At 63.9% G+C, this 14,560-nt stretch carries 16 protein-coding genes and 1 tRNA gene; 16 read left to right on the top strand and 1 reads right to left on the bottom strand.

Annotated elements, in window-relative coordinates:
* Window positions 1-181: 181 nt before the first annotated feature.
* Together Amn_RS00565 and Amn_RS00560 are read left to right on the top strand one after the other, a co-directional pair.
* Window positions 182-1,156, top strand: a complete 975-nt coding sequence (locus Amn_RS00565; protein WP_067955620.1) for a complex I NDUFA9 subunit family protein — start codon at window positions 182-184, stop codon at window positions 1,154-1,156.
* A 14-nt stretch (window positions 1,157-1,170) separates the two neighbouring features.
* The gene (locus tag Amn_RS00560; protein WP_067955623.1) at window positions 1,171-1,938 is read left to right on the top strand and encodes a sulfite exporter TauE/SafE family protein; all 768 of its coding nucleotides are present in this window, start codon (window positions 1,171-1,173) and stop codon (window positions 1,936-1,938) included.
* Window positions 1,939-2,202: 264 nt separating this feature from the next.
* On the opposite strand, the gene Amn_RS00555 is transcribed toward Amn_RS00560, so the two are convergent.
* Entirely contained in the window at window positions 2,203-3,009 is an 807-nt protein-coding gene (locus Amn_RS00555; RefSeq protein ID WP_067955625.1) for an undecaprenyl-diphosphate phosphatase, read from the bottom strand.
* Between the two features lie 160 nt (window positions 3,010-3,169).
* On the opposite strand from Amn_RS00555, the gene Amn_RS00550 reads away from it, so the two are divergent.
* From Amn_RS00550 to Amn_RS00485, 14 genes are all read left to right on the top strand, one after another.
* Window positions 3,170-3,862 carry a glutathione S-transferase family protein gene (locus Amn_RS00550; RefSeq protein WP_067955626.1) on the top strand — a complete coding sequence of 231 codons (693 nt, stop codon included), beginning with the start codon at window positions 3,170-3,172 and terminating at the stop codon, window positions 3,860-3,862.
* Window positions 3,843-5,006: a tRNA epoxyqueuosine(34) reductase QueG gene (queG, locus tag Amn_RS00545; RefSeq protein ID WP_067955629.1), complete on the top strand. Its 1,164-nt coding sequence runs from the start codon at window positions 3,843-3,845 to the stop codon at window positions 5,004-5,006. The genes Amn_RS00550 and queG overlap by 20 nt, the downstream gene beginning before the upstream one ends.
* Window positions 5,003-5,917 (top strand): SDR family oxidoreductase, encoded by a 915-nt coding sequence (locus Amn_RS00540; RefSeq protein WP_067955631.1) that lies wholly within the window; start codon window positions 5,003-5,005, stop codon window positions 5,915-5,917. The genes queG and Amn_RS00540 overlap by 4 nt, the downstream gene beginning before the upstream one ends.
* Window positions 5,918-6,103: 186 nt before the next feature.
* Window positions 6,104-7,198 (top strand): penicillin-insensitive murein endopeptidase, encoded by a 1,095-nt coding sequence (gene mepA, locus Amn_RS00535; RefSeq protein ID WP_286294244.1) that lies wholly within the window; start codon window positions 6,104-6,106, stop codon window positions 7,196-7,198.
* A 126-nt stretch (window positions 7,199-7,324) separates the two neighbouring features.
* Complete coding sequence (locus tag Amn_RS00530) at window positions 7,325-7,708, top strand: methylglyoxal synthase (protein WP_182574484.1); 384 nt, start codon at window positions 7,325-7,327, stop codon at window positions 7,706-7,708.
* 26 nt (window positions 7,709-7,734) lie between these two features.
* Window positions 7,735-8,757: a glucokinase gene (locus tag Amn_RS00525; protein WP_286294243.1), complete on the top strand. Its 1,023-nt coding sequence runs from the start codon at window positions 7,735-7,737 to the stop codon at window positions 8,755-8,757.
* 92 nt (window positions 8,758-8,849) lie between these two features.
* A complete protein-coding gene (locus Amn_RS00520) occupies window positions 8,850-10,697 on the top strand; it encodes an ABC transporter ATP-binding protein (protein ID WP_286294242.1) in 1,848 nt (615 codons plus the stop codon).
* Between the two features lies 1 nt (window position 10,698).
* Window positions 10,699-11,508 carry a 4-hydroxy-tetrahydrodipicolinate reductase gene (gene dapB, locus Amn_RS00515; RefSeq protein WP_286294241.1) on the top strand — a complete coding sequence of 270 codons (810 nt, stop codon included), beginning with the start codon at window positions 10,699-10,701 and terminating at the stop codon, window positions 11,506-11,508.
* 40 nt (window positions 11,509-11,548) lie between these two features.
* Window positions 11,549-12,166 (top strand): 2,3-bisphosphoglycerate-dependent phosphoglycerate mutase, encoded by a 618-nt coding sequence (locus tag Amn_RS00510; RefSeq protein WP_067955640.1) that lies wholly within the window; start codon window positions 11,549-11,551, stop codon window positions 12,164-12,166.
* A 236-nt stretch (window positions 12,167-12,402) separates the two neighbouring features.
* Window positions 12,403-12,487 (top strand) — tRNA-Leu (locus Amn_RS00505).
* A gap of 230 nt (window positions 12,488-12,717) precedes the next feature.
* The gene (locus Amn_RS00500; protein ID WP_067955642.1) at window positions 12,718-13,206 is read left to right on the top strand and encodes a YbjN domain-containing protein; all 489 of its coding nucleotides are present in this window, start codon (window positions 12,718-12,720) and stop codon (window positions 13,204-13,206) included.
* Between the two features lie 257 nt (window positions 13,207-13,463).
* Window positions 13,464-13,589: a hypothetical protein gene (locus tag Amn_RS00495; RefSeq protein ID WP_281412082.1), complete on the top strand. Its 126-nt coding sequence runs from the start codon at window positions 13,464-13,466 to the stop codon at window positions 13,587-13,589.
* 44 nt (window positions 13,590-13,633) lie between these two features.
* Window positions 13,634-13,891 carry a hypothetical protein gene (locus Amn_RS00490; RefSeq protein ID WP_067955644.1) on the top strand — a complete coding sequence of 86 codons (258 nt, stop codon included), beginning with the start codon at window positions 13,634-13,636 and terminating at the stop codon, window positions 13,889-13,891.
* The gene (locus tag Amn_RS00485) at window positions 13,888-14,337 is read left to right on the top strand and encodes a hypothetical protein (protein ID WP_067955646.1); all 450 of its coding nucleotides are present in this window, start codon (window positions 13,888-13,890) and stop codon (window positions 14,335-14,337) included. Before Amn_RS00490 ends, Amn_RS00485 begins: the two co-directional genes overlap by 4 nt.
* The last annotated feature ends 223 nt before the right edge of the window (window positions 14,338-14,560 follow it).

Here is a 14,560-nt window from a genome sequence, read left to right as displayed (position 1 = left end):
ATGGTCGTTTCCGGAAAACCGGATTTCGATCCTGCCTCGAAACCCTGCCTCCCAAGGCAAGCCGCATGCCCGCGCCAGATCGGCGCGGGCCGCTCCGTGCAGTCGCTCGATGATTGCCTTTTTTGCGAAACGGGCTAAGAAACGCTACATCTTCTGCCCCTTTTGGCGACCGGAGCCAGCGATGACTGAAATTCTGCAGACCCCGCAACTCGTGACCGTTTTCGGCGGGTCCGGCTTCCTCGGCCGCCATGTCGTGCGGGCGCTGGCCAAGCGCGGGTATCTCGTGCGCGTCGCCTGCCGTCGGCCCGACCTCGCCTTCCACCTGCAGCCGCTCGGCAATGTCGGCCAGATCCAGCCGGTGCAGGCCAATCTGCGCGTGCGCTGGTCGGTCGACCGCGCCGTCCAGGGCGCCTCGCACGTCGTCAACCTCGTCGGCATCCTGCATGAAGGCGGACGCCAGCGTTTCTCGACGGTGCAGGAATTCGGCGCCCGCGCCGTCGCCGAGGCGGCGCGCGCCGTCGGCGCCACGCTGACCCATGTCTCGGCCCTTGGCGCCGACGCCAATTCGCCCTCGCTCTACGCCCAGACCAAGGCGCGCGGCGAAAAGGCCGTCCAGGACACGCTGCCAAACGCGGTGATCTACCGCCCGTCGATCGTCTTCGGCCCCGAGGACCAGTTCTTCAACCGTTTCGCCAATATGGCGCGTTTCTCGCCGGTGCTACCGCTTATCGGTGGAGGCGAAACCCGCTTCCAGCCGATCTATGTCGGCGACGTTGCCGAAGCGGTCGCGCGCGCCGTCGACGGCAAGGTCAAGGGCGGCTCGATCTATGAGATCGGCGGCCCGCAGGTGCTAAGCTTCAAGCAGTGCATGGAAGAGATGCTCGAGGTCATCGACCGCAAGCGCACGCTGGTGCCGGTGCCGTGGTCGATCGCCAACCTGCAGGCCTCGATCCTCGGCATGCTGCCCAATCCGCTGCTGACCAAGGACCAAGTCCTTTTGCTGCGCTCCGACAATGTCGTGTCGAAGGCAGCCCTCGACGAAGGCCGCACCATCGCAGCCACGGGCATCGCCCCCAAGTCGACAGCATCGATCCTGCCGAGCTACCTCTGGCGCTACCGCGCCGCCGGCCAGTTCACGCGCCGGACAGAAGCCTGACCGGCTGAGGGCGCATGGATGCCCTCGCCTTGCTCCTGCCTGAGGGACTCGACCCGCTCATCGGGATTGTTCTCATCATCGCCAGCGCCTTCACCTCGGCGCTGACCGCCGCTTTCGGTGTCGGCGGCGGCATCGCCATGCTGACGCTGATGGGCCTGTTCGTGCCGGTGGCCGCGCTTATCCCCGTCCATGGCGCGGTGCAGCTCGGCTCCAACAGCGGCCGCGCCTGGCACCAACGCGCCAATGTGCGCATGGACGTCGCCGCCCCCTTCATTGCCGGCTCGATCGTCGGTGCCGTCATCGGCGCCTTCGTCGTCATCCAGCTGCCCGACGCCTGGCTCAAGCTGGTGCTCGGCGCCTTCGTCATCGCCATCACCTGGACCAAGGTTCCCGGCATCGACAAACTGACTCGCACCGGGCTTGCGATCGGCAGCGTCATCGTCGCTTTGATCGGCATGCTCGTCGGCGCCACCGGGCCGCTGGTCTCGGTGCTGTTCGCGCAGTTCTTCGCCAATGACCGCAAGGCGCTCGTCGCCACCCATGCCGCCGGCATGGTTGCCCAGCATGGGCTCAAGATCATCGTTTTCGGCCTCGCCGGCTTTGCCTTCGGGGACTGGCTGCCGCTGATCGGCGCAATGATCGTCTCGGGCTATCTCGGTACCGTCTACGGCACCAAGCTGCTCGAACGCATGCCGGAAGAGAGCTTCCGCAAATGGTTCAAGATCGCCATCACCGTGCTGGCGCTGGACCTGCTCAGGCGTGGACTGACGACCCTCGCCTGAGGCCCAGCCCGTCCAATCACAGGTTGCAACCTTTTCGAAGCCGCACCGTTATCATTGCAGGCTACCTGAATTTGCCTGGACGCAAGAGCCTGCAGTGGTGTGCGGAGGGTGCCATGGAAGAGGACAATTTCGGCAGGGGTATAGCCTTCGGCGCGGTTGTGAGCGGTGCCGTGTGGGTTGTGGTGATCGTCGTCGTCTTTGCAATTTTCTAACGGCGCGATTTCCTGACAGACGGCTCACCCTGAACAGACCGCCTCGGGGCGATCAGCCCCAGACCATCAGGGCGATCAGCCCGGCGCCGCCGACCAGCAGGCGCCACCAGCCAAACAGCGCGTAACCGTTGCGGGAGACATAGTCGAGCAGGTGCCGCACCACGATCAGCGCGGTGATGAAGGCGGCAAGAAAGCCGACCGAAATCACCGGCAAGTCAGCTGCCGACAGGATGTCCCGGTTCTTGTAGAGGTCGTAGGCAAAGGCGCCGGCCATTGTCGGCATCGCCAGAAAGAACGAGAACTCGGCCGCCGCGCGCTTCTCCACGCCCATCAGCAACGAGCCGACGATGGTGGCGCCAGAGCGCGAGGTGCCGGGGATCATCGCCAGGCACTGGAACAGGCCGATCTTGAGATAGACCGACAGCGGGAAATTGGTGACGTCGCCATAGCGCGGCTTGAGGTCGAGCCTGTCGAGGAACAACAGCACCAGGCCGCCGAGGATCAGCATGACACAGATCAGCTGCGGCGATTCGAACAGCACCGTCTTGATGAAATCATGCGCCAGGGCACCGATCACGGCCGCCGGTAGGAAGGCGATCAGGATGCCTGCGACGAAACGCTGCGTCTTCGGGTCCGACGGCAAGGTGACCAACATCTGCCACAGCTTGGTCGCGTAAACCGACAGGATCGCCAGGATAGCACCGAGCTGGATCAAGATCTCGAAAGTCTTGCCGGTCGAGTTGAAACCGAGGAAATGGCCGGCAAGCAGGATATGGCCGGTCGAGGACACGGGGATGAATTCCGTCAGGCCCTCGAGCAGCCCGAGCAGCAAAGCATTGATGATTGTCTGGCTATCCATTCCCATCCCCGCGAGGCGTTCATGCGCGATTGCTTGTCATGCGGCGGAACTCACCCTATAGGTCGGGTCGCCCGAGAGCCCGGCGAGCCGGGCCGCAGAAGCTCTAACGACGCCTCAGGCGATTCGCCAGAGCGCCATCGATCACGAATTTCGCAGGACCATGCTGACGCTTTTCCACCACCCGATGTTTGCCACATGCCGTTTCGTCCGTTTGGCGTTCGGCGAGTATGGCGAGGAGCTGGCGCTGATCGAGGAGAAGCCATGGACGCGGCGCAAGGAGTTCCTGTCGCTCAACCCGGCCGGAACGCTGCCGGTGCTCCTGGCCGAGGGCGACGTGCCGATCGTCGGCGCGATGATCATTTCCGAATATGTCGACGAGACCCGCGGCGTGCTCAAGCGCGAGCGTCGTCTGTTCGCCGAAGACCCGATGGAACGCGCCGAAATCCGCCGCCTGACCGACTGGTACCTGACCAAGACCGAAAGCGAAGTGACCCGGCATCTGGTTCGCGAGCGCGTGCTGAAGCCGCTGATGCCGGAAGCGGCCGGCGGCGGTTCGCCCGATTCGGCGGCCATTCGTGCTGCCCGCGCCAACATTCGCCAGCATATGAAATACACCAACTGGCTCGCCGGCACGCGCCACTGGCTCGCCGGGTCGCGCATCACCTATGCCGACCTTGCCGCCGCCGCATCGCTTTCGGTGCTCGACTATCTCGGCGAGATCGACTGGCGCGAATATTCCTCGGCGCGCGAATGGTACACACGCGTCAAGTCGCGCCCGTCCTTCCGGCCCCTGCTCGCCGACCGGGTGCGCGGGCTGACCCCGGCATCGCATTATGCGGACCTCGATTTCTGAGAGCGCGCTGCGCCAGCTGATCGAGCGCGAAGCCAGCCGCGCCGGCTTCGCTGCCATCGCCGTCACACGCCCCGACGCCATCCCGCTCGCGCCTGCCCGCCTCGCCCAGTTCGTCGGCGAAGGCCTGCACGGCTCGATGGCCTGGATGGCGGAGACGCTGGAACGGCGCAGCGAACCTTCAGTGCTGTGGCCCGAGGTGCGTTCGATCGTCGTGCTCGCCATGAATTATGGGCCGGACAGCGACCCGCGCGCGCTGCAGGCCATGTCCGACCGGGCGGCGATCTCGGTCTACGCTCGCAACCGGGACTATCACGACGTCATGAAGGGCCGGCTGAAGGAGATCGCCGGCAAGATCGTGTCCCGTGCCGGCGGCGACGTGAAGGTGTTCGTCGACACCGCGCCGGTAATGGAAAAGCCGCTCGCCGAAGCCGCCGGCCTCGGCTGGCAAGGCAAGCACACCAATCTGGTCAGCCGCGAATTCGGCTCGTGGCTGTTCCTCGGCACCATCTTCACGACAGCAGAGCTAGCACCTGACGAGGCCGAAATCGACCGCTGCGGCTCCTGCCGCGCTTGCCTCGACGCCTGCCCGACAGAAGCGTTCCCGGCGCCCTACCGCATCGACGCGCGGCGCTGCATCTCCTATCTCACCATCGAGAACAAGGGTCCGATCCCGCTCGAATTCCGCCCAAAGATCGGTAACCGCATCTATGGCTGCGACGACTGCCTTGCGGCCTGCCCGTGGAACAAGTTCGCCCAAGCCGCATCGGAGCAGAAACTCGCCGCCCGCGACGATCTGCGCGAGCCGCGCCTTGCCGAACTGCTTTCCCTCGACGACGCGACGTTCCGGATCTTCTTCTCCGGTTCGCCGGTCAAGCGCATCGGCCGCGACCGCTTCGTCCGCAACGTGTTGATCGCATCAGGCAATTCCGCCGACGCCACGCTGATCGCACCATGCCGGACGTTGCTCTCCGACACCTCGCCTCTGGTGCGCGGTGCCGCCGTCTGGGCATTGTCGCGGCTGCTGCCCGACGCGACGTTTTCGGCTCTTGCAGAACAGATGCTGAAGGTCGAAACCGATAACGACGTGATCGCGGAATGGCAGGCCGGGCTCACCCAAGTCGAACAGTCGCGGACGCAGTCATGACCGAGCAGACCTTTTTCATCTTCGGCGCCGGCTATTCCGGCAAGGCATTTGCGCAGATGCGCCCGCAAAGCCTTAGCGTTGCCGGAACGACGCGTTCTCAGGACAAGTTTCCGGCGCTCGAAGCCGCTGGTATCGAGCCCTTCGTCTTCGACGGCCACCTCACCCCCGAAATCAGGGCGCAACTGGCCAGGACCACGCATCTCGTCGTCTCCGCCGCTCCCGGCGATGATGGCGATCCCGTGCTCAACGCCGCCCGCGAGGCGATCACGCACGACATGCCGCTGCTGCGCTGGATCGGTTATCTCTCGACCGTCGGCGTCTATGGCGACCATGGCGGTGCCTGGATCGACGAAACCGCCACGTGCCGGCCCAAACCGGGGCGATCGACCATGCGCCTCGAGGCCGAACAAGCGTGGCATGCACTTGGCGAACAGATCGCGCGCCCAGTCGCCATCCTGCGCCTGTCCGGCATTTACGGCCCCGGCCGCAATGCCTTCGTCAATCTCGAAAACGGCACCGCCAAGCGGCTGGTCAAGAAGGACCAGGTCTTCAACCGCATCCATGTGCAGGACATTGCCAGTGCGCTGTGGTTCCTCGCCGAGGGCGACTATGGCGGGGTCTTCAACGTCACCGACGACGAGCCGGCACCGCCGCAGGACGTCGTCGCCTATGCGGCCGAAAAGATGGGCGTTGCACCGCCGCCCGAAATTCCGTTCGAGACCGCCCAACTTTCGCCCATGGCGCGGTCCTTCTATGGCGAAAACAAACGTGTCGCCAACACCGCCATCAAGGCGCTCGGCTTCGCCTTCGGCATGTCCAACTATCGCAAGGCGCTGGACAGCATGTGGGCCGACGGCAGCTGGCGCGGCGAAGGCGAAAGCGACAGGCGCAGCCCGATCAGGCAGGGTTGAGCGAAGAGCATGATCCCGAAAAGTGGCAGCCGGTTTTCGGACAAGATCATGCTCCACCAACAGACAGAGTCCCATTCCGATTTGATCGGAATGGAACAGTCGCGCAAAGAATGACCGGGGTGCGGGTGCCGAAATTTACCTCTAGGTAACCGTGGCAGCCCAAGCTGGCTGAGAGGATCGGGTTCCATGACGACAATTTTCAGCGGACTTCTTGGCAAGGCGGGGCGGCTCCTGATGGCGGCGGCAACGCTTGGCCTTGTCGGTACCGACATCCAGGCGGCCAGCGCTGCGGAGCTCGCCAAGGACCTGTTCGGCAACAAGAAGCTGCCGGCAGCGATCGCGCCCGCGTCCTACGGCTTCTACTCCAAGGGCTGTTTCTCCGGCGGCGTGGCGATCGCCACCGACGGCCCGACCTGGCAGGCGATGCGCCTGTCGCGCAACCGGCGCTGGGGCCATCCCAAGATGATCGCGCTGATCGAGAAGCTGTCGCGGGAAGCCACCCAGGACGGCTGGCCCGGCCTTCTGGTCGGCGATATCTCGCAGCCGCGCGGTGGCCCGATGCTATCAGGCCACGCCTCGCACCAGATCGGCCTCGACGCCGACATCTGGCTGACGCCGATGCCCGACCACAGGCTGTCGCCGACCGAGCGCGAGAACATGAGCGCGGTGTCGATGGTCAACGAAAAGACCCATCGTGTCATCGAGAAGCGCTGGACGCCGGCGCATACGCGCCTGCTCGAGCGCGCGGCGAGCTACCCGGAGGTCGAGCGCATCCTGGTCAATCCGGGCATCAAGAAGAAACTCTGCGACACCGTCACCGGCGACCGCTCGTGGCTGCGCAAGGTGCGCCCGTTCTGGGGCCACGACTATCATTTCCACGTCCGCATCGGCTGCCAGCCGGGTTCGCAGGGCTGCAAGGAGCAGGATGCGACGCCGCGCGGCGACGGCTGCGACAAGTCGCTGGCCTGGTGGTTCACCGAAGAGCCGTGGCGTCCGGCCACCGGCCCGGCCAAGCCTCGGGCGCGTGACATCATGACCATGGCGAGCCTGCCCAAGGCATGCCGCGCCGTGCTCGACGCACCCTCGCCGGTCAACGAGGCGGCCGTCACCTATCACGGGCCCGGCGGCAGCGCATATGCGGCAACGCCCAACCCTGCGGCTCCGGCAGTGGCAGAGACACCAATCATCGCCGAACCCGGCGTGCCGGCCACGGCAAACGCCTTTGCGCCCCGACCTTCAGTCGACATTCCGGTGCCGCGCCCCCGGCCTGCCGGCAAATAGGCCCCGCCAACAAGCAGGTTGGGCGCGTTGGCCGCGCCGGCTGCATTCACGCACCCGGCGCTTCCAAAGCGATCGAAATCGGTCTATGGAATTTCAACCGATTTAGCTTGCCTGGATGAACCCCGAGTGACACCAGCTTTGCGTCTCGCATTGATCGCCCATGACGAAAAGAAGGACGACCTCGTCGCCTTCGCCAGCGATCATGTCGACTTCCTTATGACCTGCCATATCGTCGCCACCGGAACCACCGGTCAGCGCATCCTGGCGGCCTGCCCGAACCTCAACCTGACGCCGCTGAAAAGCGGTCCGCTCGGCGGCGACCAGCAGATCGGCGCGCTGATCAGCGAAGCCAAGATCGACCTTTTGATTTTCTTCGTTGATCCGCTGACGCCGATGCCGCATGACGTCGATGTGAAGGCATTGATGCGGCTTGCCATCGTCTACGACATTCCCATGGCGTTGAACCGGGCGACGGCCGAGATCATGCTGGAAAACCAGGAGAACGGCTGAACGCCGGCACGGGGACGAAACAGGGCATGTCACATCAGAGCGACCAGTCGCAGGCTCTCCCCTTTCCGATCCTGATCGGCGACATCGGCGGCACCAATGCGCGCTTCGCCATCGTCGAGAACGCCGACAAGGACGCCGGCGAGCCGCGCATCGTCCAGACTGCCAGCTACGCCACCATCGACGACGCCATCTTGGCCGTGCTCGACGGCTCGCCCATCCGCCCACGCTCGGCGGTGCTGGCAGTTGCCGGCCCGGTCGAGGGCGAGGAGATCGCGCTTACCAATTGCCCGTGGGTGGTGCGCCCCCGGCAGATGTTTTCGACGCTCGGCCTCGTCGACATCCTCGTGCTCAACGACTTCGAAGCCCAGGCACTGGCCGTCGTGGCGCTCGGCGACGAACATATGGAAAGGATCGGCGGCGGCGAGCCTGAACCAGGCGCCGGCCGCGTCGTGCTCGGACCCGGCACCGGCCTCGGCGTCGCTGGTCTTGTCCACGCGCTCGGGCGCTGGATTCCCATTCCCGGCGAAGGCGGGCACATGGACATTGGTCCGCGCTCCAAGCGCGACTTCGAGGTGTTCCCACATATCGAAAAGCTGGACGGCCGCATCTCGGGCGAGCAGATCCTGTGCGGCCGCGGTCTGGTCAACACCTACCGCGCCGTCGCCAGGACCGACGGCAAGGCACCTGTGCTGACCCAGCCGGCACAGGTCACCGCGGCAGCGCTCGACGGCAGCGACCCGGTGGCGGTCGAGGCGCTCGAGCTGTTCGTGACCTGCCTTGGCCGCACCGCCGGCGACCTCGCTCTGGTGTTCAAAAGCAAGGGCGGCGTCTTCCTCACCGGCGGCATCGCCCAGAAAATTGTGCCGGCGCTGAAACGGGGCAATTTCCGCGAGGCCTTCGAGGACAAGGCACCACATCGCGAGCTGATGGCCTCGATGCCGGTCTATGTCATCACCCACCCGCTGGCGGCCCTTGCCGGGCTTGCCGCCTATGCCCGCAATCCCGATCTCTTCGGCATCGAGACAGGCGATCGGCGCTGGCGGACATAGCCATCGCCGCACTGCGGCAAATGGCGGTTTCCCCTCGCGGCATCATGCTTTAAGAGGGGCGCAGTTTTCGCAAGAGCGACAGGACTGCCTGTTTGACCATCGACCCCAACCAGACGCCGAGCTCCAAGCGCAGCGAGATCGTCGGCGTCATCAAGCGCATCGTCGCCGAAAACGGCCGCGACTACATCTGGCACTACACCTTCGCGGCGATCTTCCTGCTCACCATTTCGGCCACGACAGGCTTCCTTGCCTGGATAATGCGCGACATCATCAACCTGATCTTTTATGAGCGGCGCGCCGACCTGATCCTGTTGATCACCCTGTCGACCTTCGCCGCCTTCGTCATTCGCGGCCTGTCCACCTATGGCCAGGCGGTCGTCCTAGCCAAGGTCGGCAACAACCTCATCGCCCGCTATCAGCGTCGCATCTTCGACCACCTGATGAGCCTCGGCATGGACTTCTTCTCGTCGCAGCGCTCGGCTCAGCTGATCGCCCAGGTCAACCAGAATGTCGCCGGCGTGCGCGACCTGCTCAACATCCTGATCACCTCGATTGCCCGCGATGCGGTGACACTCATCGTGCTCATCGGCGTGATGGTCTACCAGGATCCGGTTCTATCGCTGCTGGCCTTGCTGATCGGGCCCCCGCTGGTCTTTGCCGTCAACTACCTGATGCGCCGGCTGCGTCGCCTCAACCGCGATGCCATCCTCGTCGGGGCCCGTCTGTTCGGCTCGATGCAGGAAACCGTCCAGGGCATGGCCATCGTCAAGGCCTTCACCATGGAGGATCAGCTCGCCAGGCGCATGGACGGGCTGATCGGCGACGTCGAGGCACGCTCGAACAAGATCGCCCGGGTGTCGGAGCGTCTTTCGCCGATCACCGAAATTCTCGGCGGCGCGATCTTTGCCGGCATCATCGGCTACGCCGGCTACCGCTCGGCAGTCGACATGCAACCGCCTGGCAACATCATCTCGTTCATTTTTGCGTTCATCTTCGCCTATGATCCGGCACGCAAGCTCGCGCGCACCCAGGTAGGCCTCGAGAGTGCGTTGGTAAACGCCCGCATGCTCTACGAGATTCTTGACACCCAGCCGCGGCAGGAAGACGCCCCGGACGCCAAGGCGATCGCTGTCGGCAAGGGCGAAATCCGCTTCGACAACGTCTCCTTCGGCTATGGCGACGACCTCCCCGTCCTGCGCGAGCTGAGCTTCACCGCCGTCGGCGGCAAGACCACGGCGATCGTCGGCGCCTCGGGCGCCGGCAAGTCGACGCTGATCGCGCTTTTGCAGCGCTTCTACGATCTCGACGGCGGCCGCATCGTCATCGACGGCCAGGACATATCAGGCGTCACCAAGCGCTCGCTGCGCCAATCCATCGCCTATGTCTCGCAGCATCCCTACCTGTTCGAAGGCACCATCGCCGACAACATCCGCTACGGCCGCCCCGATGCCACCGACGCGGATATCCGCGACGCCGCCAAGCAGGCCTTCGCCGATGACTTCATCCTCGACCAACCTGAGGGCTACGACACGCCGGTCGGCGAAAGCGGCTCGACATTATCCGGCGGCCAGCGCCAGCGTGTCTCCATTGCGCGCGCCCTGGTACGCAATGCGCCTATCCTTTTGCTCGACGAGGCGACCTCGGCGCTCGACAACGAGTCCGAGGCGCGTGTCCAGCAAGCGCTTGCCACCGCCACGCAAGGGCGCACCACCATCGTGATTGCCCATCGCCTCTCGACGGTCATCAATGCCGATCATATCGTCGTGCTGGACGCAGGCCGGCTGATCGAGCAAGGCACCCATGCCGCGCTGATGGCCGACCCCAACGGTGTCTATGCGCGCTTCCACAATCTGCATGACGAAGCCGCACTTGGACTCGTGGACGATACCACCGAGACTGCAATGGTAGAGCGGCAGCACGCGCTGCCTCAGGGAGCCTGATATGAGCGAGATGGGTCTTGTCGTCGTCGGTGCCGCCGGGCGGATGGGTCAGGTGCTGTTGCGTACCGTGCACAGCATGGCAGGCGTGCGTGTCGTCGGTGCCATCGAACGGGCAGGCTCGCCGCATCTCGGCAAGGATGCTGGCGAACTCGCCGGCATCGGCATCATCAACGTACCGATCTCTGACGATCCGCTGTCCGCCTTCGCCAAGGCCGACGGCGTGCTCGACTTCACCGCGCCGGCAGCGACGATCGAATTCGCCGGCTATGCCGCGCAGGCCCGCATCGCCCATGTCATTGGCACGACCGGCTGCTCGCCGGACGACGACGCCAAGATTGCCGCCGCCGCGCGCCATGCCACCATCGTCAAGTCGGGCAATATGAGCCTCGGGGTCAATCTGCTGTCGGTGCTCGTCGAGAAGGCCGCGCAGGCTCTCGGACCCGATGATTTCGACATCGAGATCGTCGAGATCCACCACCGCCACAAGGTCGACGCGCCATCGGGCACGGCACTTCTGCTCGGCGAAGCCGCCGCAGAGGGCCGCAAGATCGCACTTGCCGAGAAGAGCGTACGCGTTCGCGACGGCCACACCGGCGTGCGCGAAACCGGTACGATCGGCTTTGCTGCGTTGCGCGGCGGCTCGGTCGTCGGCGAACATTCGGTTATCCTCGCCGGCACGGGCGAGCGCATCGTCATGTCGCATCTCGCCGAGGATCGCACCATCTTTGCCCGCGGCGCCGTCAAGGCGGCGCTGTGGGCGCATGGACGCAAGCCCGGCCTCTATTCGATGCGCGACGTGCTCGGCCTCTAATCAAACTCCGCCACTACAGTCCTCACCCAAGGGAGCAAAAATGTCCGGTACTCTCGTGCTCGTCCGCCATGGCCAGAGCGAATGGAACCTCAAGAACCTGTTCACCGGCTGGCGCGATCCCGGCCTGACCGAGCAAGGCCACGCCGAGGCCAAGTCGGCCGGCGAGAAGCTCAAGGCGCGCGGGCTCAAATTCGACATCGCCTTCACCTCGGCGCTGTCGCGCGCCCAGACCACCTGCCAGCATATCCTCGACGTTCTCGGCCAGGGCGACCTCAAGACGATCCGCAACGCCGCGCTCAACGAGCGCGACTACGGCGACCTCAACGGTCTCAACAAGGACGACGCCCGCGCCAAGTGGGGCGAGGAGCAGGTCCATATCTGGCGCCGCTCCTACGACACCCCACCGCCCGGCGGCGAGAGCCTGAAGGACACCGGTGCGCGCGTGTGGCCCTACTATTTGCACGACATGCAGAAGCATGTGCTCTCCGGCGGCACCGTGCTGGTCGCAGCCCACGGCAACTCGCTGCGCGCGCTGATCATGGCGCTCGACGGTATTTCGGGGCCTGACATCGTCAAGCTCGAACTCGGAACCGGCGTGCCGATCGTCTACAAGCTCAACGCCGATTCGACCGTCGCTTCCAAAGACGTGCTGGCCTGAGTCGCGATGGCGTCGGCCGTCCAACGGGACGCGCAAAGGACGGCGCAGATTTTTGAACGTATTCGGGAGCCGTGCATACGCGGCTCCCGACCCTTCGCCGGCTTCGAAAGCCAGTCGGCCCCTGCGTCAGCCTCATCACCCGAATGCGACATTTGCGGCCTGCCGCAGCATTCCTCGGCAAAAGCAGAAAAAGCGCGTTGACACAGTCGCTTCGCCCGCTTACATCACCGCCACCAGCCCAGATGGCGGAATTGGTAGACGCGCACGGTTCAGGTCCGTGTGCCGCGAGGCGTGGAGGTTCGAGTCCTCTTCTGGGCACCAGTTTCCTGCTTCAGACAGCTCCAACTGTCTGAAGACACTCAAAAAGCCCGGTTCGCCGGGCTTTTTTGTTGTCCGCATTTTCCAGCCTTTTCTCCCGTTCTCCCCGACAATCTCCATGCATTGCCGAAGCCGGCTCCATCGCCCGAATGGTCAGCTTCCGACTGACCCATCGCAGGTGATAATATCAGGTTGAGCTAATTATTGAGCACAACCCGTCGAGGAGTCCGCCGATGCTGCGTCTGGTCCTTGCTGCTGCACTGGCTCTTGCTGCCGGCACGGCAGCCAGGGCCGAAGACAAACCACAGGCCGCCCCAACGGTTATGGAAGGCATAACCGTCGCGGAGTTCGGGGACATCATGACCAAGGCCGGCTATCAGGCCAAGGTCGGCGTCGACAGCGACAACCTGCCGGTCATCGATTCCAAAGCCTCCGGCATGAATTTCTGGGTCTATTTCTACAATTGCGAGGGCGGCGAACCGCAAAAGTGCCGGCGCGTCCAGTTCCAGAGCAGCTTCAAGACCGACAAGGCGATGCAGGACAAGGCACTCGAATGGAACAACAAGAAGGTCGCCGGCCGTGCCTCGAACGACAAGGACAACACCTATTTCGACTACCTGATCGACTGCGGCGGCGGCGTCTCGTCGACCAACCTGTCACAGAATCTCGAGCGCTTCGACACGCTGATGGCCGAGTTCACGACGTACATAGGCTGGCGCTGAACGACGCGCACAGGACTGCCAGGCAGCATGCACTGGATGCATGCATGTTGCATACTTGCATGCACGATAAGAAAACCGAGGCAAATTTGCCACGCGACATTATTACTTCTCATATATTGATAAAGTTGTCGTCTGTGCCATTGCTATCGCCCCACCAATACTAATTCAGTCAAAGAATATTTGAATCATAAAATTTTCAAGCGAAAATCCGGGGTGGCACAGTGAAATCTAGAAATTATCTTGGCGCAGCCAGCGTCATGGCTCTCCTATGCGTGTCATCGGCTGTGGTCGCGGGCGAACAGGTTTCCGACCAGCAGTCCATCGGCTACCGCATCGGCCTTGCCTTCGCCGGTATCCACAACACTCTTGGCGGATGGGGATAGAATCATCAGGCGGCGTCAGAGTTGACGACACACGTCCAACCGTGATGTTTGATGGAACACTGGGCTACGACTTCGCGCCCAACTGGGGCATCCAGGGCGACCTGCAGGCGGCAGCGCTAGGCAAGCCCGACGTCGCCGATGGCGACAGGACCAACGCCTATGGCCATGGCGCCGTCCACCTCTACCATCGTACGGACAGCTTTCTCGTCGGCGCCCTGGGCGGCCTTGGCATTCACGACGATCGCGGCGATTCCAACCGGGAGATGAACTATTGGTTCGCCGGCGCCGAAGGCAGCTGTTGACCGGCTGGGGCTCGGTCTTCGCGCAGGCGGGCTATCTCGATTCTTACGACAGGTACGACGAAGGCACGCGGGAGGCGCCGTTCGCCCGGCTTGGCATCAACTACCTCCTCAACGACAACTGGTCGGTGAAGCTCGACGGCGCTTATGCCGGCGGCAAGAAGTGGACCGACAACCTGCCCAACCGGATCTTCGACTTCAACGTGGAGAGTGAAATCCGCCCGGAAACCTGGCCGGTCTCGTTGTTCACCCGCTACGAATTCACCCAGATTTCCTATCATGCGCTCGATAGCGACCAGTACCGCTATGGCGAGAACTTCCATACCGTCATGGTCGGGCTCAAGTTCCGCTCCGGTACGACCCTGCACGAGGCCGACCGTGCACCCGGCTCGCTCGACTTGCCATCCCTTGGCAAATGGGTCGCCTTCAACGCCAATGAGGTCGAGTAAGCCGGAACGTTTCCTCTGAACTCAAGGAGGGCGCCGCGCGGCGCCCTTTTTCCACCTGCCGATGACCTGTCAAACCAACCGACCGCGCATCTGCACCTCAACCTTGCGAGTCGGCCGAACTGCCTTCAGACTGCAACGCGGCCATCCGGCGCCTCGAATTATATGGCGGGCCGTGAGGTTTGGAGTGGCCGCATGGCCTCCCTGAGACCTTGAGGCGTCCGGA

The organism is Aminobacter sp. Y103A, from assembly GCF_030294925.1.
Taxonomy (GTDB): Bacteria; Pseudomonadota; Alphaproteobacteria; order Rhizobiales; family Rhizobiaceae; genus Aminobacter; species Aminobacter ciceronei.
Note: the sequence above shows the minus strand (reverse complement) of the source record. Positions and strands in the feature narration are given on the sequence as shown.

Bases quoted from the DNA above. Each gene is read 5' to 3' on its own strand.
- Amn_RS00550 (WP_067955626.1), top strand. From the start codon at position 3,170: ATGCTGACGCTTTTCCACCACCCGATGTTTGCCACATGCCGTTTCGTC.
- mepA (WP_286294244.1), top strand. From the start codon at position 6,104: ATGACGACAATTTTCAGCGGACTTCTTGGCAAGGCGGGGCGGCTCCTG.
- queG (WP_067955629.1), top strand. From the start codon at position 3,843: ATGCGGACCTCGATTTCTGAGAGCGCGCTGCGCCAGCTGATCGAGCGC.
- Amn_RS00490 (WP_067955644.1), top strand. From the start codon at position 13,634: ATGTTTGATGGAACACTGGGCTACGACTTCGCGCCCAACTGGGGCATC.
- Amn_RS00495 (WP_281412082.1), top strand. From the start codon at position 13,464: ATGGCTCTCCTATGCGTGTCATCGGCTGTGGTCGCGGGCGAACAGGTT.
- Amn_RS00500 (WP_067955642.1), top strand. From the start codon at position 12,718: ATGCTGCGTCTGGTCCTTGCTGCTGCACTGGCTCTTGCTGCCGGCACG.
- Amn_RS00565 (WP_067955620.1), top strand. From the start codon at position 182: ATGACTGAAATTCTGCAGACCCCGCAACTCGTGACCGTTTTCGGCGGG.
- Amn_RS00525 (WP_286294243.1), top strand. From the start codon at position 7,735: ATGTCACATCAGAGCGACCAGTCGCAGGCTCTCCCCTTTCCGATCCTG.
- Amn_RS00555 (WP_067955625.1), bottom strand. From the start codon at position 3,009: ATGGATAGCCAGACAATCATCAATGCTTTGCTGCTCGGGCTGCTCGAG.
- Amn_RS00540 (WP_067955631.1), top strand. From the start codon at position 5,003: ATGACCGAGCAGACCTTTTTCATCTTCGGCGCCGGCTATTCCGGCAAG.
- dapB (WP_286294241.1), top strand. From the start codon at position 10,699: ATGAGCGAGATGGGTCTTGTCGTCGTCGGTGCCGCCGGGCGGATGGGT.
- Amn_RS00510 (WP_067955640.1), top strand. From the start codon at position 11,549: ATGTCCGGTACTCTCGTGCTCGTCCGCCATGGCCAGAGCGAATGGAAC.
- Amn_RS00560 (WP_067955623.1), top strand. From the start codon at position 1,171: ATGGATGCCCTCGCCTTGCTCCTGCCTGAGGGACTCGACCCGCTCATC.